The sequence below is a fragment of the Acidovorax sp. GW823-FHT02H02 genome, from assembly GCF_058797075.1.
On record NZ_JBXAJH010000007.1, the window covers coordinates 177,632 to 197,035 of the forward strand.

The window sequence follows — 19,404 nt, forward strand, 5'->3', positions numbered from 1 at the left end:
CCAACCCGAGGAGACACACCATGGCCCCATGGACCCCTTTCCCCCATGCTGGTGGCTACCGCCTGGATGCGGCCAGCGTCAAAGCGCAGTGGAGCCGCCTGCACTGCGACGATGCCGAGCCCTGCCCCCAGGATGCCGCCGTGCTGCAGGCCTGGGCGCTTTATCACAACGGCGAATTCGAGCAGGCCGCGGCGGCGGGCCTGCGTGCCGGCGGGGCTGGCATCACGGTCGCCAACAAGGCCACCGCGGTGTATGCCAACTACCTGGAGCCCGGGGAAAAAGCCCGCCTCGATCTGTTCATGCAGGTCGCCGGGCGCGCCGAGGCCCAGGCGGCACAGGAGCCCGAAAACGCCAATGCCTGGTACTGGCAGGCCTACGCCCTGGGCCGCTACAGCCAGGGCATCAGCGTGGCCAAGGCGCTGGCGCAAGGGCTGGGCGGCAGGGTCAAGCATGCGCTGGAGAAGGCGATTGCACTGGCACCCCGGCATGCCGATGCCCACATTGCGCTGGGCACATTCCATGCAGAGGTGATCGACAAGGTGGGCCCGCTGATTGGCGGCATGACCTATGGCGCCAGGAAGGACGTGGGCCTGCAGCTGTTTCAGCAAGCCTTGCGGATCCACCCCGGCTCCGCCATCGGCATGATCGAATATGCCAATGCGCTGGTGATGCTGGAAGGCGACCCCAAAATGCAGGAAGCCACGCAGCTCTACGAAAAGGCGGCCGCCACCGAGCCCCTGGACGCCAGAGAGCGCCTGGACGTGGAAATGGCGCGCATTGAGCTGCAAGAGAACTGAACGCCGTGCAGCTCCAAGGCTGCGCCCAGGGTCAGCCGAAACGCCGCGCGGCGATCTCCAGCAGGCCGTCAAAGATCAGGTTGTCCACCAGTTCGAACGGCCGCGTCATGCTGGGCGCCATCTTCCAGCCCGCACCGCCGGTCATCACACAGGCGGGTTCGGCGCCGCAGTGGGCCATGACATGCTGCACCATGCGCTCGACCGCCCCGGCAATGGCATAGGTGCCGCCGCTGGTCAGTGCATCGCTGGTGTTGGTAGGGAAAAGGCGCACGTCGCCCGTGGGCACATGCAGCCCGGCGGTGCCGGCCTCCAGGGCGCGCAGCATGATGCCGTGGCCCGGCAGGATCAGGCCGCCCAGAAAACGCCCTTCGGTGTCGATGCATTCCACGGTGACCGCCGTGCCCACCATCACCACCACGAGGGGGCGCGCCGGGCCTTGCGCGAGCACATGGTGTCGCGCGCCTATCATGGCCACCCAGCGGTCCGAGCCCAGGCGCGAGGGGTAGTCGTAGCCATTGGTGACGCCCGCCTCTTGCGCCGACGACACCACCCATTGCGCCGCCACATCCCACAGCTCCATCTGGTCCTGCACGCGGCGCTTGACGGCGTCGCCCGCCACCACGCAGCCCAGCATTTTGGCCGGTGCGGGCAGCTGCGCCCACGAGCCTTCTGCCAGGCGGTCGATATGGTCGAGGAATTCGGCGCCATGCGCCAGCAAGGCAGCACCCGGACGGTGGGCGTCGTACAGCGCCCATTTGAGACGCGTGTTGCCGACGTCGATGGCCAAGAATGTCATGCGGCGGATTATCCAGAGTTTTTCACCCGCCCCTTTGGGCACCACGGCAGGTGCCGCACTGCGCAGGCACTGCGCGCGAGATCGGGCATTTGTCCGACATGCCGCACGGCAGTCGCGGGGATACAGTGGCCCCTCCCCCCACTCTGCAACCACAGGAGAATCGACATGGGTTTATTCAGTTTCATCAAGGAAGCCGGCGAGAAACTTTTTGGCGGCAAGGACGCGCAGGCGGCACCGGGCAGCCCGGCCGCCACGGACGAACTCAACGCCAATGCCGCCAAGGCCATCGAAACCTACATCGCATCCCAGAACCTGGGCGCCAGCAACGTGCAGGTGGCCTTTGATGGAGCGCAGGGCAAGGTCACCGTGAAAGGCACGGCACCCACGCAATCGGTCAAGGAAAAGATCACCCTGTGCTGCGGCAACGTGGCCAACGTGACCAGCGTGGACAACCAGATGGACGTCACCAACCCCGAGCCCGAAGGCCAGTACCACGACGTGGTGCGCGGCGACACGCTCTCGGCCATCGCCAAGAAGTTTTACGGCGATGCCAGCAAGTACCCCCAGATCTTCGAGGCCAACAAGCCCATGCTGACGCACCCCGACAAGATCTACCCCGGGCAGAAGCTGCGCATTCCGGCAGTCAAGTAGCCCCCTGAGTCGCCTGCGGCGCCTTCCCCCGAGGGGGACGCACCCGGTGGCCCGGCAAAGCCGGTTCCACGGGTGCACTGGTGTGGGCAGTGGTGGTTCAAGCGCTGCCGATGGATGCGGCACGGGAGCAAGCCGAATTTGAGAAATCAGCTGGCAGCGCTTCACATGCCAGCGCTGGTGGCTATTTTTTTGGGAGCATCAACCCTGCTTCCACGGCAGACCCTGAAAGCGCCAGCCGCCCTTCTTGCCGCGCTGCGCATGGCCATCGGGGTCGCCCTCGAAGCCTTCGAGGATGTTGTAGGCGGTGATGCCCAGTTCCGTAGCGCGGCGGGCGGCAGCGATGGAGCGCACCCCACTGCGACACAGCAGCACGGCGCGGCCGCCCTCGGGCACGGCGGCGCGCAGCTGGGCGTCGAAATCGGCATTCATCGCCATGCCGGGCCATTGCTTCCAGGCCACGGCGATGGCGCCGGGCACCTGCCCCACCCATTCGCGCTCGGCATCGCTGCGCACATCGATCAGCACGGCCTGCCCGCTCTGCACCCATTGCCAGGCCAGCTGGGCTGACACATCGCCCGCATAGCCCTCGGCCGTGCGCGGTGCCTGCAGGGTGGCGCCATCGGCGTCGTGCCGCAGGCCCGAATGCAGGTTGGCGGGCACGGCTTCGTCGATGCGGCGCGGGCGCGGCAGGTGCAGCGACTCCATCAGCGCCACAAACTCGGCCTGGCTGCGGCCGGCCACGCGGGCATTGCCGGCCTTTTCGGCGGCGATGGTGGAGTGGCTGCGCCCGTGGTAATCGTGGCCGGGCCAGACAGTGGTTTCCGGCGGCAACGCAAACAGCACGCCGGTGATGCTTTGGTACAGGTCGGCCGCGCTGCCCGACTGGAAATCCGTGCGGCCGCAGCCGTTGATGAGCAAGGTGTCGCCAGTAAAGACATGGTTGCGCCACCGGTACGACATGCCGCCCGCCGTGTGGCCGGGGGTGTGCAGCGCGCTCAGGGTTTCGCCACCGAAGGCCAGCGTCTCGCCGTCGAGCAGCTGCACCGCTGCCGTGCCGATGCCGCAGCCCGCGGGCACCGCCGTGTGCGCCCCGGTGTGCTCGGCCAGGCGGCCGGCGCTGGTGATGTGGTCGGCGTGCGCATGGGTTTCCACGGCCCAGCGCAGCGTGAGGTGGTGCGCCTGCAGCACTGCCAGGTCGCGGTCGAGCTGCTCGTCCACCGGGTCGATGATGAGGGCATCGCGCGTGGCGGGGTCGTGCAGGATGTAGGTGTAGGTGCTGGAAGCGGGGTCGAACAGCTGCAGGGGAATCATGGCGGGCATCCAGGCGGTGAGATCCAGGCGGAACGGGCTGCCATTGTGCCGCCAGCCGCCTTTGCTTTCAAACGCGGCAGGCGCGCATCGGCGCGCTCATTCCCACAGCGGGGCCGGCTGTTCGCGCAGGGCGTGGCGCAGCACCGGGTAGTCAGGCACCACCGTGGCCACGGTGCCCCAGAAACGCGGGCTGTGGTCCATCACGCGCAGGTGGGCCAGCTCGTGCGCCACCACATAGTCGATGATGGCCGGGCGGTAGTGCAGCAGGCGCCAGTTCAGGCGGATGGAGCCATCGGCCTTGGCACTGCCCCAGCGGGTCTGGGCGCTCGACAGGCGCAGGCTGGTCCAGCGCACACCGAGCAGCGGCGCGAAATGGTCGAGCCGGGTGGTGAAATGGCGGCGTGCATCGCGCATCAGCCAGGCCTGCACGGCATCGCGGATCTGCGCCGGGCTGGCGCTGTGGGACAGGCCGATGCGCAGGCTCGCCCCCCCGGCGCCTTCACTGCCGGCATGCAGGGCACCGCCCTTGCCGGTGAAGCCGTGGGTGGGGTCCAGCACCACCGTCAGCGGCTCGCCCAGGTAGGGCAGCTGCGCTCCATGGGCCCAGACGATGCGGCCGCCCTCGCTGCGCTGCTGGCGCGCGCGCGCTTCATCGAGCTTGCGCAGGATCCAGCCCGATTTTTCGCGCAGCGCCGCATCCACGGCTGGCAAGGTGACCCAGGTGGGTGCCCGCACGGCCAGGCCATCGACCCCCACCGTGAAACCGATACTGCGCCGGCGTACGCGCTGCAGCGCATAGGCCACCACGGCATCGCCCAGCAGCACCTCGCGGTTGGCCCGTGGGTGGCGGAACTCGGCGGGGGACAGCAGCGACGGCAGGGCCGCTGCGGCAGGAGGCACCGGGCGCGGATCCATCGCTACGCTACCAGGCGCAGTTGGCGCTGTGCCCACCGGCGCCACAGGCCCTCTTGGCTTGATTTCTTGCGCGGAAGGCTCTGGCACCACAGGCGCCTCACCCGCGTGGCGATCCGCACCGGGCGGGTCGAACAGATCGAGCGCCAGCTGCACCAGCCGCTGCATCATGGTGCCCTCACGGGTTGGCGGAAGCGGCCTCGGGGTAAGCCTCCGGGTCGAGGCGGCGCATTTCGGCTTCGATCCAGGCCTGGACCTCCTGCATCAGCTCGTCGGGCTTGCGGCCCACGCTGGGGATGGGTTGGCCGATCGACACATCCACCACCCCGGGGCGCTTGATGAAGGCCTTGCGCGGCCAGACCCGTGCCGAGGTGACGGCCACGGGCACCACGGGCACCCCGGTATCAATGGCCAGCCGCGTGCCGCCGCTCTTGTACTGCCCCGCCTGCCCCCGCTCTATCCGGGTGCCCTCGGGAAACATGATGACCCAGGTGCCCTGGGCCAGCAGCGCCCGGCCCTGCTGCACCACCTTGACGAAGGCGCGCGCGCTCTGGCCGCGGTCGATGTGGATCATGTCCAGGCTGCCGATGGACCAGCCGAAGAAGGGCACGCGCAGCAGCTCCTTCTTGAACACATAGGCCAGCGGGCGCGGCATGATCGCCGGCATGAGGAAGGTCTCATAGGTGGACTGGTGCTTGACCAGCAGCACCACGCCCTGGTTTTCCGCGGTGGGCAGGTGCTCCATGCCGGTGATGCGGGTGCGGATGCCCATGATCACGCGCGCCGAATCCACACTGAGCTTGAGCCAGGCCCGCGCGATGCGGTAACGCGTGCGGCTGCTGGCGCCCAGCATGCGCACCAGCAGGATGGCCAGCGTGTAGGGCACCACGGTGATGCCCATCCAGAGCATGTGGAGGATGGAACGGATCAGGGCCATATATTTTTCAAGTGTTTTCGGAAGATGGCGCTTGCCAGACAGGCGCTGCAAGCGATCAAATGGGCAGCATCAAACCACCAGGGGCGGCGCAGGTGTTGGAGACGGCGCAGGCGCCGTGGGCAGCATTTGCTCGGCAAACGCCCCCAGGCTGGCATGCACCTGCGTCGTGGCGGGAAAGTCGATGGGCAAAGCCTGTCCGGGCTGCCAATGGGCCGACCGGCCCGTGCACACCAGATGCACCTGCGCACCCAGCGCGGCCCCCGCCTGCAGATGCTCGGCGCAACTGCCCACCACCTGCACATCGAACGGTTCCACGCCATAGCGGTCGCAGATCTGCTCCAGCAGGCCGGGCGCGGGCGCGCGGCAATGGCAGACCTCATCGGGTGCGTGCGGGCAGTAAAACACCGCGTCGATGCGCCCGCCCACCGCAGCCACCTGCCGCAGCATCTTGGCGTGGATGGCGTTGAGCGACACCACGTCGAACAAACCCCGCCCCAGCCCGGGCTGGTTGGTGGCCACCACCACCCGCCAGCCGGCATGGTTGAGCCGCGCCACGGCCTCCAGTGCGCTCGGCTGGGCGCTCCACTCTTCGGGCGAGGTGATGAAATCATCGCCCTGCGGGTTGAGCGTGCCGTCGCGGTCCAGGATCACGAGTTTCATAGCATCAGTGCCCTTCTGTACTCAGCCCCGCGCATGACTGGGGCTCAGCACATGATACGGGCGCGGCAGAAGCCAGCGGCCGCCGCGCAAGGGCCGCCCCGCCGCGCTGGCGGCGTCCCCCTTCCCGCAGCGCGCAGCGGTGCGAGAGAAGGGGGAAGCGGCAAAGCCGCTCAGGGGGATGCACCATTTCACGCCAGGCGCGACAGGTCGGCCACGCGGTTCATGGCTTCGTGCAGCGTCTTGAGCAAGCCCTGGCGATTGAGGCGCAGGTCGAGCTGCTCGGCATTGACCATCACATCGTCAAAGAACGCATCCACCGGCGCGCGCAGCACGGCCAGGGTCTGCAGGCTGGCGGTGTAGTCGCCGGCTGCGAACTGCGCATTGGCTTCGGGCACAAAGCGCTGCAGGGCGGCGAACAAGTCCTGCTCGGCCTGCTCTTGCAACAGGGCGGGGTTGACGTGGGCGTCCACCGGGCCTTCGAGTTCGGCCTTCTTGAGGATGTTGCCCACGCGTTTGTTGGCCGCGGCCAGGGCCGGGCTTTCGGGCAGCGCGGCAAAGGCGCGCACGGCGGCAAGGAACTGGGGCACCTGCACCAGGCGCTGCGGTCGCAGGGCCAGCACGGCATCCACCTCCTGCGCGCTGTAGCCCTGCTCGCGCAGGCTGCCGGCGAGGCGGTCGTAGATGAAGTCAGCCAGCGCGGGCGAGGCATCGGTGATCTTGTCGCCAAAGGCAGGCGCGGCGCCCGCCAGCAGGGCATTCAGATCGAGCGGCAGGTCTTTTTCGACCAGCATGCGGATCACGCCCAGCGCATGGCGGCGCAGCGCGAACGGGTCACGGTCGCCCGTGGGCAGGTTGCCGATGCCGAACATGCCGACCAGGGTTTCGAGCTTGTCGGCCAGGGCCACCACCACGCCCGCGGTGTTGCGCGGCAGTGCATCGCCGGCAAAGCGGGGCTTGTAGTGGTCTTCGATGGCGTCGGCAATGGTGTCACCCAGGCCGTCGTTGAGCGCGTAATAGCGGCCCATGGTGCCCTGCAACTCGGGGAACTCGCCGACCATGTCGGTCACGAGGTCGGTCTTGGCCAGCAGCGCGGCCTGGTCGGCATCTGCCACCAGAGCGGCGTCGCCCAGCTGCGTTGCGATGGCCTTGGCGATCGACCTCACCCGTTCCACGCGCTCGCCCTGCGTGCCGAGCTTGTTGTGGTAAACCACCTTGCCCAGGCCTTCCACGCGCGAAGCCAGGGTCTTCTTGCGGTCCTGGTCGAAGAAGAACTTGGCATCGGCCAGGCGCGGACGCACCACGCGCTCGTTGCCGCCGATGACCAGGCTGGCATCGGCGGGCGTGATGTTGCTGACCACCAGAAACTGGTGGGTGAGCTTGCCGGCGGCGTCGAGCAGCGGAAAGTACTTCTGGTTGGCCTTCATCGTGAGGATGAGGCATTCCTGCGGCACGTCGAGAAACGCTTTCTCAAACGAGCAGATGAGCACGTTGGGCCGCTCGACCAGCGCAGTGACTTCGTCGAGCAGCGCGTCGTCGTCAATCGGGCGCGCGCCGTTGCCTACCTTCGCGGCGGCGGCGGCGAGCTGGCGGGCTATCTCGGCCCTGCGCTCGGCAAACGATGCAATCACGGCGCCCTGGCTGGCCAGTTGCTGGGCATAGCTGTCGGCGCAGGTGATGACCACCGGGTCCACCGCAGCCTCGAAGCGATGGCCGTGCGTGGTGTTGCCCGCGGCCAGGCCCAGCGCCTGCACCGACAGCAGCACCTCGGTGCCGTGCAGCGCCACCAGGCCATGCGCGGGGCGCACGAAGTGCACGCTGCTCCAGCCGTCCTGCAGCTGGTAGCGCATCACCTTGGGGATGGGCAGCCTGGCAATGGCCTCGTCCAGCGCCTTTTGCAGGCCTTCGGCCAGCGTCGCGCCCTTGGCGGTGCTGTTGTAGAACAGCACGTCGGCCTTGCCGTCGTGCACGCGCTCCAGGCTTGCCACGGCCGACGCATCGGCGCCCAGCACCGCCAGTTTCTTGAGCAGCGCCGGCGTGGCCTGGCCATCGGCGCCCAGCCCCACGGCCACGGGCATGAGCTTTTGCGACACGGCCTTGTCGGCCGCGCTGGTGGCCACTTCGGTGATGTGCGCGGCCAGGCGGCGCGGCGAGGCATAGGCGGTCAGGCGCGAGCCGGCAGCCGCCAGGCCCTGGGCCTGGAGCTGCTCCAGCAGCACGCCGGCAAAGGCGTCGCCCAGTTTCTGCAGGGCCTTGGGAGGCAGTTCTTCGACAAACAGTTCGACGAGAAGATTCGGGTGGGTCATGGTGGTTTCAGTGCTCCGCGCTGCGCCTTCAGGCGGCCTTCTTGTGCTGTTGCTGCTGCTCGGCCCGGGCCAGGTCGGCCAGCACCTCGGCGGCCCACTCCTTGGGCGCCATGGGGAAGCCCAGGCGCGCACGGCTGTCCAGATAGCTCTTGGCCACGGCACGGGCCAGGTTGCGGATGCGGCCGATGTAGGCGGCGCGCTCGGTCACGCTGATGGCGCCGCGCGCATCGAGCAGATTGAAGCTGTGCGCGCCCTTGAGCACCTGCTCGTAGGCAGGCAGGGCCAGCTGCTGCTCCATGAGGTGCTGGGCCTGCTTCTCGTGCGCGTTGAATGCGGTGAACAGGAAGTCGGCGTCGCTGTGCTCGAAGTTGTAGGTGGACTGCTCGATCTCGTTTTGCTTGTACACGTCGCCGTAGCTCAGCTTGCTGCCGTCGGCGCCTTCGGTCCAGGTCAGGTTGTAGACGTTGTCCACGCCCTGCAGGTACATGGCCAGGCGTTCCAGGCCGTAGGTGATCTCGCCGGTGGCGGGCTTGCAGTCAATGCCGCCGACCTGCTGGAAGTAGGTGAACTGGGTCACCTCCATGCCGTTGAGCCAGACCTCCCAGCCCAGGCCCCAGGCGCCGAGCGTGGGGTTTTCCCAGTCGTCCTCGACAAAGCGGATGTCGTTTTTCTTCAGATCGAAGCCGAGCGCTTCCAGCGAGCCCAGGTACAGCTCCAGGATGTTGGCCGGTGCGGGCTTCAGCACCACCTGGAACTGGTAGTAGTGCTGCAGGCGGTTGGGATTCTCGCCGTAGCGGCCGTCCTTGGGGCGGCGGCTGGGCTGCACGTAGGCGGCCTTCCAGGGCTCGGGGCCGATGGCGCGCAAAAACGTAGCGGTGTGCGATGTCCCGGCGCCCACTTCCATGTCATAAGGTTGCAACAGCGCGCAACCCTGGGCGTCCCAGTAGGTCTGCAGCTTGAGAATGATTTGTTGGAAGGTCAGCATGGATCGATTCTGGCTTGCCACAGGCCGGGCCTGCGGCTATGAAAAAGAGTGGCAGTCCGCGCTGCGCAAACGGTGATTTTAAGGTGCAGCACAGCGATATGCCGCGACCGTCGCCGCCGGCCCTGCAACCCCTGTAAATTCTGGAATGGCACCACCATGGCGCATGCGGCACACGTCTCCAGCGCCCTCCTGGGCATTGCGGCGCCGGCGTGCGCGCTGGACTGTTTGATGGGGAGGGCTGCACTGGCTCTGCCGCTTCAAGGCCGCGCCGCGTGGCGATGCCAAATGCCCTGAGCCTTATCTTTGGTTTGACAGAAAGATCCCCCATGCCACCACCCCCCGCCCTCACCGCTGAATGCCTGGCCAACCCTGCAGCCGACCGCCAGGCCCCGTATGGCGAGCGCCGCAGCGCCATCCTGGACGCACCGGCACTGGCGCAGGCCGAGCGCGAGCTGACCAGCTGGCAGGGCTATGCAGTCACGCCGCTGCACAGCCTGCCCGCGCTGGCGCAGGCCCTGGGCGTGGCCGCCGTGCACTACAAGGACGAGGGCAGCCGCTTCGGCCTGGGCAGCTTCAAGGCCCTGGGCGGCGCCTACGCGGTGGCGCGCCTGCTGTGCCGCGAGCTGGGCGCCCGCCTGGCCCGCCCGCTTTCCACGCAGGACCTGCGGACACCCGAACTGCGCGCGCTGTGCGCCGGCATCACCGTCACCTGCGCCACCGACGGCAACCATGGCCGGTCCGTGGCCTGGGGCGCGCAATTGTTGGGCTGCCGCTGCGTGATCTACATCCACGCCACGGTGAGCGAAGGCCGCAAGGCCGCCATCGCCCGCTATGGCGCCGAGGTGGTGCGCACGCCCGGCAACTACGACGACGCCGTGCGCCAGGCCGATGCCGACGCCAGGCTGCATGGCCGCTTCGTCATCTCCGACACTTCGTACCCCGGCTACATGGACGTGCCGCGCGACGTGATGCAGGGCTACCAGCTGATGGTGCAGGAAGCCGCGCAACAGCTCGCGCAGCGCCCCACGCACCTCTTTGTGCAGGCCGGCGTGGGCGGCCTGGCCGCGGCGGTGTGCGGCTATTTCTGGGAGCGGGACGGCAGCGAGCGCCCGGTGTTCGTGGTGGTGGAACCCGACCGTGCCGACTGCCTGGCGCAAAGCGCCAAGGCGGGTCGGCTCACCGCCATCACCGGCGACCTCGACACGCTGATGGCGGGCCTGGCCTGCGGCGAGGTGTCGCACCTGGCCTGGGAGATCCTGGAACACGGCACCGACGGTTTTTGCGTGATCAACGACCAGGCTGCCGTCGAGGCCATGCGCCTGCTGGCCCGCCCGCTCGGCAACGACCCGGTGATCGTGGCGGGGGAATCCGCCGTGGCCGGCGTGGCGGCGGCCGTGGCCGCCTGCCAGAGCGCTGCAGCGCGCCAGGCGCTGGGCCTCACGGCCGACAGCCGCATCCTGTTCTTTGGCAGTGAAGCCGCAACCGACCCCCAGCTCTATGCGCAACTGGTGGGCGAGAGCGCCAAGGCCGTTGCGGCCCGTGCAAAGTCGATGCGCTGAAGGCCCCCGCGAAACAGCGCCGGCAACGGGCATAAAAAAAGAGAGCCGATGGCTCTCCTTTTCATGGACCTGTGGCCCGGATTCCCACTTCCCGCAGGGCGTCTTATTGACCGTCCCAGCGGCGCAACACGAGGCTGGCGTTGGTGCCGCCAAAGCCGAAGCTGTTGGACAGCACGGTGGTCAGCTGCGCGTCGCGTGTTTGCGTGACCAGGGGCATGTCGCCCAGGGCGGGGTCGGGTGTTTCCACATTGGCCGAACCTGCGATGAAGCCCTTGTTCAGCATGAGCATGCAGTAGATCGCCTCTTGCACGCCGGTCGCGCCCAGCGAGTGGCCGGTGAGCGACTTGGTGGACGAGAACGGCGGCACCTTGTCGCCGAACAGGGCCCGCATGGCGCGCACTTCCTGCATGTCACCCACCGGGGTGGAGGTGCCGTGGGTGTTGATGTAGTCGATGGGGGCAGACAGCCCTTCCATGGCCTGCTGCATGCAGGCAATGGCGCCGTCGCCCGAGGGGGCCACCATGTCTTCGCCATCGCTGGTGGCACCAAAGCCCACCACCTCGGCCAGGATGGTGGCGCCACGGGCCTGGGCATGCTCCAGGCTTTCCAGCACCACGGCGCCGCCGCCGCCCGCGATCACAAAGCCATCGCGGTTCGCATCGTAGGCGCGCGAGGCTTTCTCGGGTGTCTCGTTGTATTTGCTGGACATGGCGCCCATGCCGTCGAACAGCAGCGACATGCCCCAGCTGAGCTCTTCGCCGCCGCCGGCAAACATCACGTCCTGAACGCCCCAGGCGATCTGCTGCGCGGCCGCGCCGATGCAGTGTGCCGACGTGGAGCAGGCCGAGGTGATGGAGTAGTTGATGCCCTTGACCTTGAAGTTGGTGGCCAGGCACGCGGACACGGTGGAGCTCATGCAGCGCGTGACCTGGTAGGGCCCCACACGGCGGATGCCCTTTTCGCGCAGCGTGTCCGCCGCTTCGATCTGGTTGGCGGGCGAGCCGCCGCCCGAACCCATGATGAGGCCGGTGCGGGGGTGGCTGACCTGCTCGGGCGTGAGGCCTGCTTGCTGGATAGCGTCTTCCAGCGCGATCTGCGCATAGGCCGCCGCATCGCCCATGAAGCGCAGCTGCTTGCGGTCGATGCGCGCCTCGATGTCGATCTCGGGCGCGCCGCCCACCTGGCTGCGCAGGCCCAGTTCCTTGAACTTCTCCACGGCCTTGATGCCGCTGGTGCCCGCGCGCAGCGAGGCTTCCACGGTGGCCAGGTCGTTGCCAATGCACGAGACGATGCCCGCGCCGGTGATGACTACGCGCTTCTTGGTGGTCATGCTGCTTCCTTGCCGTCTTCCTCGCGTTTGAACAGGCCCACGCGCAGGTCATTGGCTACATAGATTTCCTTGCCGTCGGCCAGCAGGCGGGCGTCGCCAATGGCCATGACGAGCTTGCGCTTGATGACGCGCTTGATGTCGATTTCGTAAGTGACCCGCTTCACATCGGGGCCCACTTCGCCCGTGAACTTGACCTCACCCGCACCCAGCGCACGGCCCCGGCCCGGCAACTGCAGCCAGGTCAGGTAAAAGCCGATGAGCTGCCACATGGCGTCGAGCCCCAGGCAGCCGGGCATGACGGGATCGCCCTGGAAATGGCAGGCAAAGAACCACAGGTCGGGCTTGACGTCGAGTTCGGCGCGGATTTTCCCCAGCCCGTGCGCGCCGCCATCGCTGTCGATGTGGGTGATGCGGTCGAACATCAGCATGGGTGGCAGCGGCAGACGCCCGCTGTCAGCGCCGAACAGCCGGCCCTCGCCCGAGGCAATCAGTTGTTCGTAGGAAAAGGAATCTGCCATTTTCAGTCGTGCTCCAGAACAGCGGCCGTGCCGCTTCAATAATTCACCGTTCGCAACCCCTGCTCACAGTTGCAGGGCTCCATTATCAAGGCACAACACGGTCCATGGCCCCATACCTGCCGATTGAACCGCCGGCCAACCGCGACAGCCCCCTTTGTTGCCTGATCTGAATCAAGGTGCGGCAGGCCCGGAGCCCACGCCAGCCTGCCGTCTCAGCCCCGCAAGCGCTGGCGCCGCGCAAGCGCAGCCCCTGCGACCACGCAAAAGCCTGCCGCCCACAGGGGTGCCAGGCCCCAGCGTGCCACCCACCAGGCATAGGGCGTGATGCCCCAGCCGTCTTGCGCGCTGAGCCCGCGCCCCTGCACCTGGCCGGTCAGCACCCCGCGGGTGTGGCGCGCCAGCGCATGGGTGACCACGCCCCGGTGGTCGATGATGGCGGTGGCACCGGTGTTGGTGGCGCGCACCATGGGGCGCTCGAACTCCAGTGCGCGCATGCGGCTGATCTGCAGGTGCTGGTCGATGGCCACCGTGTTGCCGAACCAGCCGATGTTGCTGAAATTGACAAACAGCGTGGGGGCGCTGGCCGGATCGACAAAACGCGCGCCCAGCTCTTCGCCAAACAAGTCCTCGTAGCAGATGTTGGGCGCAATGCGCTGGCCCGCCCAGGCAAAGGACGGCTGCCCGATGGCGCCCCGGTTGAAATCGCCCAGGGGAATGTTCATCATGGCCGTGAACCAGCGGAAAAACGGTGGAATGAACTCGCCAAACGGCACCAGGTGGTGCTTGTCGTACTGGTAGGGGGCCGGCTGCGCGGGTTTCAGGCCGAGCACCGAATTGGTGTAGCCCTGCACTTCATCGCCCATCGGAATCCCCACCAGCGCCGCCTGCTGGCCCTGGCCGAAACGCGCCGCCAGCCCCTCCAGATAACCCGGCATGAGTTGCTGCGGCAGCAGCGGAATGGCGGTTTCCGGCGCCACGACAAGGCTTGCCTTGGCAGACCGCAGTGCATCGGCATACCACTGCAGGGCCAGCGGCACGCCGCTGCCGGGCTGAAATTTTTCGTCCTGCGGGATGTTGCCCTGGAGCAGCGCCAGGCTGATCGGTGGCGGCGGCGGCAGCGCCGGGGTGTGGCACAACTCAATGGCGCATTGGCGCTGCAGGCCCGCGCCCACCAGCACCAGCGCACCCAACGCCACCAGCGCCCAGGCACGCAGGCGGAGCAGATCGCCGGGGCGTGCCTGCGCCAGCAGCATGGCCAGCACCGCTGCCACGCAACCGATGCCGTACACGCCCACGGTGCGTGCCAGCGCACTCAGGGGCCCCTGCACATGGGCATAGCCGCCGGCGCCCCATGGAAAACCCGTCCACAGCGTGCCGCGTGCCAGCTCCGCCAGCATCCAGATCGCTCCGAAAACAATAGCCGCCAGCGCACGATGGGTGGGTGCCAGACGCGAAAAAAGCGCCACAACCGCCGCATAGTAGGCCCCCAGAAAGCCCGCCAGCCCCAGCACGGCCACCACCGCCAGTGGCGCCGCCAGGCCGCCGTAGTGGTGCATGGAAATGAACAGCCACCAGAAGGTGGCCACCATCCAGGCCGTGGCAAACACCCAGCCCAGGCCCGCCGCCCGGCGCCAGGGCGTTGGCGCCCGCACCAGCCACGCCAGCACCGCCAGCGAAAGGATCTGCAGCCACCATTGCGGTTCGCCGCTCCACGGCAGGGCCAGGGACAGGGCCTGCGCCACGCCCGCCGCAGCGGCCAGACAGGCCTGCCCCGCAAGCGCGGCAACCGGCAGGCGTTGCAGCCGGGCCATCAGCCGGAGGTGCTGTCTTCGTCGATGCGCGACACCTTGAACCAGCGCACGGCGCCGCCCTTGGTGTGCAGCACCACAAAGTGCAGGCCGCACAGCTGCAGGTGTTCGCCCCGCTTGGGCACATGCCCCATTTCGTGGGCGATCAGGCCACCCACGGTGTCAAAGCTTTCCTCGGGATCACTGCCTTGCAGGGTGATGCCAAAGGCTTCGGCCACGCGTTCGATGGGGGTGTCGCCACTCACGCGGTAGGTATGGTCGGCCAGGCCGAAGATGTCGCCCTCGTCCTCGGGAATGTCGAACTCGTCTTCGATCTCGCCCACGATCTGTTCCAGCACGTCCTCGATGGTGATCAGGCCCGCCACCCGGCCGAACTCGTCGATCACGATGGCCAGGTGGTTGCGGTTGCCGCGGAACTCGCGCAGCAGGTCGTTCAGGCCCTTGCTTTCCGGCACGAAGGCGGCCGGGCGCAGCAGGGCGCGGATGTTCAGCTCGGGCGCCCGCTGCAGCTTGAGCAGGTCCTTGGCCATGAGGATGCCGATGATGTTTTCCCGCTCGCCCTGGTACACCGGAAAACGCGAGTGCGCGGTGTTGATCACCAGGCGCAGCAACTCGTCAAAGGGTGCCTCGATGTTGACGAGGTCCATGCGGGGTGCGGCCACCATCACGTCGCCGGCCGTCATGTCGGCCATGCGGATGACGCGCTCCAGCATCACGCGGGAGTCGGCGCCAATGACTTCGTTGTCCTCGGCCTCGGCCAACGTCTCGATGAGTTCTTCGGTGGAGTCCGGTCCGGGATGGATGAACTCGGCCACCTTTTGCAGGAAAGTGCGCTTGTCTTCCTTTTCGGGCAGGCGCTGGGGGTGCGGGTCAGACACTGTCTTGGAGTGCAGGACGTGCGGTAGTTGAACAGACCCCTAGGATACCGGATTGTCATGACACCGCCCGCGCCACAGGCGGGCAACGGCCCTATTCGGCCGACTGGTGGCGTCCGTGCTGCACGCCCTTGCGCACTTCCTGCACGCCGGCCAGGAAGTCCCAGAACTGCTTGGCCTGGCGCTTGAGCCGGTAGTCCATCTCGGCGAATTGCTGCTCGACGATTTCGGCCATGCGCGTGTCCAGGCTGGCGGGCGGAATCTGCAGGTAGGCCTCGGACTCGGAGCCGTCGCGCTGCACCGTGGCGCCCGCGTTGCGAGCGATCTTGAGCATGGCGGTGTTTTCCGTCAGCGCATGGATGAACACCATGTTCACCCCTTCGTTGCGGGCATGCATGATGGCGCGGTCAAACAGGCGTGCACCAAACCCCCGACCCCGTGCCTGCTTGAGCACCGACACGCCAAACTCGGCACATTGCTTGTGCTCGGGGTGCTCGGCAAACGCCAGATGGGCCATGGCGATGAGTTCCAGGTGGCGGTTGTAGATGCCAAAGATTTCGTCACGGTCGAAATCGAGCCGCTCGGTGTAGCGGCGGATCTGCTCGTCCGTGGCGGCATAGCCAAAGCGCAGATACCGGTCGGGCGGCTCCAGCCGCAGCAGATGCTGCGTGATGCGCTCGCGGTAGGACGGGCCCAGCGAACGGATGGGCACCATCAGCGGAGTGGACGCGGGGGCATCATCCAGCGAAGGGCTGGCGAAGGGCGCCAGCATGTCTTTGCTGGCGTCCCACGAAGCCCTGAGCCAGTCTTTGGTTGCGATCATGGTATGGAATTTAAGGGTTTTCCCTCATTTTTTCCAGCACTTTTGTTGCGCCGCAACAAAAATAGGGGCAAGCATCCAATCAGGCCCAAAACCGTGATATTCAAAACGGATAAAGCGCCACAAGCTATTGAATCAATAGCTGTTGTTACAAAAAAACCCGATCCAGGCGTCCCCGGGGCTCACACCGGCACGGCGGTGGTGGCTTTGACCCGGTCGAGCACAAAGCTGGTCTTGCAGTCCTGCACGCTGGGGTGTTTGAGCAGCGTGTCCATGATGAAGCGGCTGTAGTGCGCCATATCGGCCACCACCACCCGCAGCAGGTAATCCATCTCGCCGGTGAGCGCCGCGCACTCCACCACTTCGGGCCAGGTCTGCACGCTGGCGCGGAACAGGTCCATGGGGTTGCGCTTGTGGCTTTCGGTGTGTTTTTCGAGGCGCACATTGAGGTAGGCCGTGAGCCCCAGCCCCACGGCCTCGGGCCGGACCAGGGCCACATAGCGGGCGATCACGCCGCTGTCTTCCAGGCGCTTCACGCGCCGCAGCACGGCACTCGGCGACAAACCCACCTGCTCGCCCATCACGTCGTAGGTTTCGCGCCCGTTGTCCTGCAGGCGGCGCAGGATGGCCCTGTCCAGCTTGTCGAGTGCGTTGGCATCGTTCATTGCGCAGGATTCTACGAACGAACACCCGCAACGCCCATCGCGGCGAAGAGGCGGCGCACGCCCCGGCCCTGCGCGGGCGGCAACCCACCGCGGCGGCACGCTGAGCCAGCACGCCGCTGAAGCCGGCGAACACCCCAAAAAATGGCGCAAGATTATCAACAACCGTCGTTCGTAAAATATTGATTTGGCGCATGATTCCTGCAAACAATACGCCATTGTCTCTTCAATTCGCCAGAAAAATGAGGACTTGCGCGCCTACAGTGCACAGCATTCCCCATTTCTGACCGGAGACAACATGAACGCAGCATTGCCGCAACAAGCCAGGCAGGACACCGCCGCCTGGGAGAACCCCATGGGCACGGACGGGTTCGAATTCATCGAATTCGCGGCGCCCGATCCGCAAGCCATGGGCAAGGTGTTCGAGGGCATGGGCTTCAAGCCGGTGGCGCGCCACCGCCACAAGAACGTGCTGCTGTACCGCCAGGGCGAGATCAACTTCATCATCAACGCCGAGCCCGACAGCTTTGCCCAGCGCTTTGCCCGCCTGCACGGCCCCAGCGTCTGTGCCATTGCCTTTCGCGTGCACGACACCAAGGCCGCCTACGAGCGCGCGCTGGGCCTGGGCGCCTGGGGCTACGCGGGCGTGGCCGGCCCGGGCGAGCTGAACATCCCCGCCATCAAGGGCGTGGGCGACAGTCTGATCTACCTGGTGGACCGCTGGCGCGGCAAGAACGGCGCCCAGCCTGGCGACATCGGCAACATCGGCTTCTTTGACGTGGACTTCGAGCCCCTGCCCGGCGTGTCGGCCGACGAGGCCCTGAACCCCAGGGGCCATGGCCTGACCTACATCGACCACCTCACGCACAACGTGCACCGCGGCCGCATGGCCGAATGGGCCGATTTCTACGAGCGCGTGTTCAACTTCCGAGAAATCAAATACTTCGACATCGAGGGCCAGGTCACAGGCGTCAAGAGCAAGGCCATGACCAGTCCCTGCGGCAAGATCCGCATCCCGATCAACGAAGAAGGCAAAGAAAAGGCCGGCCAGATCCAGGAATACCTGGACATGTACAAGGGCGAGGGCATCCAGCACATCGCCATGGGCTCGGACAACCTCTACGACACGGTCGATGCATTGCGCGCCAGCGGCGTGCGCCTGCTCGATACGCCCGACACCTACTACGAGCTGGTCGAAAAACGCATCCCCGGCCACGGCGAGCCGCTGGAAGCACTGCACCAGCGCAAGATCCTCATCGATGGCGTGGCCGGCAAGCTGCTGCTGCAGATCTTCAGCGAGAACCAGCTGGGCCCGATCTTCTTCGAGTTCATCCAGCGCAAGGGCGACGATGGCTTTGGCAACGGCAACTTCAAGGCGCTGTTCGAAAGCATCGAGCTCGACCAGATCCGGCGCGGCGTGCTCGAAGGCAGGAAAGACTGAACGGGAGCCGGCCATGGCCACCGAACCCGTCGTCTATGGCGCCAGCGCGCGCCCACCGCGCGGCGACTACACGCGCGCCGCCGCCGACTACACCTGCCCGCAGAACTTCGCGGCCTATACCGCCGCCGACCACGACACCTACCGGCGCCTGTACGAGCGCCAGTCGGCCCTGCTGCCCGGCCTGGCCAGCGAGGCCTTCGTGGCGGCCCTGCCCTCGCTGGGCATCAAGGACCATATCCCGCGCTTCGAGGAAATCAACGAGCGCCTGTACCGCGCCACGCGCTGGGAGATCGTGGCCGTGCCAGGGCTGATTCCCGAAGTGCCGTTCTTCACCCTGCTGGCGAACCGCCAATTCCCGGTGACGGACTGGATCCGCACGCCCGCCGAATTCGACTACATCGTCGAGCCCGACATCTTTCACGACCTGTTCGGCCATGTGCCGCTCCTGTTCAACCCGGTGTTTGCCGACTATGTGCAGCGCTACGGCCAGGGTGGCCTGAAGGCGCAGCAACTGGGCGCCTGCGAGCTGCTCAGCCGCCTGTACTGGTACACGATAGAGTTCGGCCTGATCCGCGAGGCGGGCGGTCTGCGGGCGTATGGGGCCGGCATCCTCAGTTCATCGGGCGAGCTGCCCTACTCCGTGCAAAGCCCTGAACCGCAGCGCCTGCCCCTGCAACTGGAGCGCACGATGCGCACGCGCTACAAGATTGACACCTACCAGCAGACGTACTTTGTGATCGACAGCTTCGAGCAGTTGTTCGACATGACGGCGGGGGACTTTGCGCCGATTTATGAGCGGCTGCGGGGATTGCGGGAGTTTGCGGCGGATGAGAGGGAAGGGGTGGTTTGATTTTTTGGATCAAGCTGGGTTGTAGCGCTTATTTTTAAAGCTCTGGTAGCTCTTGTTTTTGTAGTTTGCTGTGTGCTTTTGCTGAGGTCGGAGGCCGGGTCTCGCCCCGGCTGGCGAGGTACTTTTCTTTGCTTCGCCAAAGAAACGTACCCAAAAGAAAGGCGACCCACAGTCTGCGACCCCCACGCT

General features: G+C 66.7%; 18 protein-coding genes and 2 pseudogenes. 5 read left to right on the forward strand and 15 right to left on the reverse strand.

Annotation, left to right across the window (positions count from 1 at the left end; genetic code table 11):
• The first annotated feature begins 20 nt into the window (after window positions 1–20).
• On the forward strand, window positions 21–797 hold the full coding sequence (locus AC1RDS_RS10100; RefSeq protein ID WP_348683246.1) for a tetratricopeptide repeat protein: 777 nt from the start codon (window positions 21–23) through the stop codon (window positions 795–797).
• Between the two features lie 31 nt (window positions 798–828).
• Here AC1RDS_RS10100 and AC1RDS_RS10105 read toward each other — a convergent pair whose 3' ends face one another.
• On the reverse strand, window positions 829–1,593 hold the full coding sequence (locus tag AC1RDS_RS10105; RefSeq protein ID WP_026436733.1) for a type III pantothenate kinase: 765 nt from the start codon (window positions 1,591–1,593) through the stop codon (window positions 829–831).
• A 165-nt stretch (window positions 1,594–1,758) separates the two neighbouring features.
• On the opposite strand from AC1RDS_RS10105, the gene lysM reads away from it, so the two are divergent.
• On the forward strand, window positions 1,759–2,244 hold the full coding sequence (lysM, locus tag AC1RDS_RS10110; protein ID WP_492226912.1) for a peptidoglycan-binding protein LysM: 486 nt from the start codon (window positions 1,759–1,761) through the stop codon (window positions 2,242–2,244).
• A gap of 198 nt (window positions 2,245–2,442) precedes the next feature.
• On the opposite strand, the gene AC1RDS_RS10115 is transcribed toward lysM, so the two are convergent.
• The 7 genes and pseudogenes from AC1RDS_RS10115 to glyQ form a co-directional block, all read right to left on the reverse strand.
• Complete coding sequence (locus AC1RDS_RS10115; RefSeq protein WP_422204471.1) at window positions 2,443–2,880, reverse strand: rhodanese-like domain-containing protein; 438 nt, start codon at window positions 2,878–2,880, stop codon at window positions 2,443–2,445.
• 174 nt (window positions 2,881–3,054) lie between these two features.
• Window positions 3,055–3,564, reverse strand: a pseudogene (locus AC1RDS_RS10120) (MBL fold metallo-hydrolase); the annotation flags it as partial.
• 87 nt (window positions 3,565–3,651) lie between these two features.
• Window positions 3,652–4,635 (reverse strand): M48 family metallopeptidase, encoded by a 984-nt coding sequence (locus AC1RDS_RS10125; protein WP_492226926.1) that lies wholly within the window; start codon window positions 4,633–4,635, stop codon window positions 3,652–3,654.
• Window positions 4,636–4,645: 10 nt separating this feature from the next.
• The gene (locus AC1RDS_RS10130; protein WP_492226913.1) at window positions 4,646–5,404 is read right to left on the reverse strand and encodes a lysophospholipid acyltransferase family protein; all 759 of its coding nucleotides are present in this window, start codon (window positions 5,402–5,404) and stop codon (window positions 4,646–4,648) included.
• 69 nt (window positions 5,405–5,473) lie between these two features.
• Window positions 5,474–6,064, reverse strand: coding sequence for a D-glycero-beta-D-manno-heptose 1,7-bisphosphate 7-phosphatase (gene gmhB / locus AC1RDS_RS10135; protein ID WP_492226914.1), 591 nt, complete (start codon window positions 6,062–6,064; stop codon window positions 5,474–5,476).
• Window positions 6,065–6,252: 188 nt separating this feature from the next.
• Window positions 6,253–8,367 (reverse strand): glycine--tRNA ligase subunit beta, encoded by a 2,115-nt coding sequence (glyS, locus tag AC1RDS_RS10140; protein WP_492226915.1) that lies wholly within the window; start codon window positions 8,365–8,367, stop codon window positions 6,253–6,255.
• A 28-nt stretch (window positions 8,368–8,395) separates the two neighbouring features.
• Complete coding sequence (glyQ, locus tag AC1RDS_RS10145) at window positions 8,396–9,352, reverse strand: glycine--tRNA ligase subunit alpha (RefSeq protein WP_026436740.1); 957 nt, start codon at window positions 9,350–9,352, stop codon at window positions 8,396–8,398.
• Between the two features lie 326 nt (window positions 9,353–9,678).
• On the opposite strand from glyQ, the gene AC1RDS_RS10150 reads away from it, so the two are divergent.
• Window positions 9,679–10,911 carry a diaminopropionate ammonia-lyase gene (locus AC1RDS_RS10150; protein ID WP_492226916.1) on the forward strand — a complete coding sequence of 411 codons (1,233 nt, stop codon included), beginning with the start codon at window positions 9,679–9,681 and terminating at the stop codon, window positions 10,909–10,911.
• Between the two features lie 103 nt (window positions 10,912–11,014).
• Here the strand turns inward: AC1RDS_RS10150 and fabB are convergent, their stop codons facing one another.
• The 6 genes from fabB to AC1RDS_RS10180 form a co-directional block, all read right to left on the reverse strand.
• The gene (gene fabB / locus AC1RDS_RS10155; RefSeq protein ID WP_492226917.1) at window positions 11,015–12,241 is read right to left on the reverse strand and encodes a beta-ketoacyl-ACP synthase I; all 1,227 of its coding nucleotides are present in this window, start codon (window positions 12,239–12,241) and stop codon (window positions 11,015–11,017) included.
• Window positions 12,238–12,759, reverse strand: coding sequence for a 3-hydroxyacyl-[acyl-carrier-protein] dehydratase FabA (fabA, locus tag AC1RDS_RS10160; protein ID WP_492226918.1), 522 nt, complete (start codon window positions 12,757–12,759; stop codon window positions 12,238–12,240). The genes fabB and fabA overlap by 4 nt, the downstream gene beginning before the upstream one ends.
• Window positions 12,760–12,971: 212 nt before the next feature.
• Window positions 12,972–14,570: an apolipoprotein N-acyltransferase gene (lnt, locus tag AC1RDS_RS10165; RefSeq protein ID WP_492226919.1), complete on the reverse strand. Its 1,599-nt coding sequence runs from the start codon at window positions 14,568–14,570 to the stop codon at window positions 12,972–12,974.
• Window positions 14,570–15,445: a CorC family transporter gene (locus AC1RDS_RS10170; RefSeq protein WP_492226920.1), complete on the reverse strand. Its 876-nt coding sequence runs from the start codon at window positions 15,443–15,445 to the stop codon at window positions 14,570–14,572. The genes lnt and AC1RDS_RS10170 overlap by 1 nt, the downstream gene beginning before the upstream one ends.
• Window positions 15,446–15,536: 91 nt before the next feature.
• Entirely contained in the window at window positions 15,537–16,265 is a 729-nt protein-coding gene (locus tag AC1RDS_RS10175) for a GNAT family N-acetyltransferase (RefSeq protein ID WP_492226921.1), read from the reverse strand.
• A gap of 179 nt (window positions 16,266–16,444) precedes the next feature.
• Entirely contained in the window at window positions 16,445–16,927 is a 483-nt protein-coding gene (locus AC1RDS_RS10180; protein ID WP_492226922.1) for an Lrp/AsnC family transcriptional regulator, read from the reverse strand.
• 295 nt (window positions 16,928–17,222) lie between these two features.
• On the opposite strand from AC1RDS_RS10180, the gene hppD reads away from it, so the two are divergent.
• The gene (gene hppD / locus AC1RDS_RS10185; protein ID WP_492226923.1) at window positions 17,223–18,365 is read left to right on the forward strand and encodes a 4-hydroxyphenylpyruvate dioxygenase; all 1,143 of its coding nucleotides are present in this window, start codon (window positions 17,223–17,225) and stop codon (window positions 18,363–18,365) included.
• 13 nt (window positions 18,366–18,378) lie between these two features.
• Complete coding sequence (gene phhA, locus AC1RDS_RS10190; protein WP_492226924.1) at window positions 18,379–19,215, forward strand: phenylalanine 4-monooxygenase; 837 nt, start codon at window positions 18,379–18,381, stop codon at window positions 19,213–19,215.
• 9 nt (window positions 19,216–19,224) lie between these two features.
• Here the strand turns inward: phhA and AC1RDS_RS10195 are convergent.
• Window positions 19,225–19,404: pseudogene (locus AC1RDS_RS10195) on the reverse strand (hypothetical protein); the annotation flags it as partial.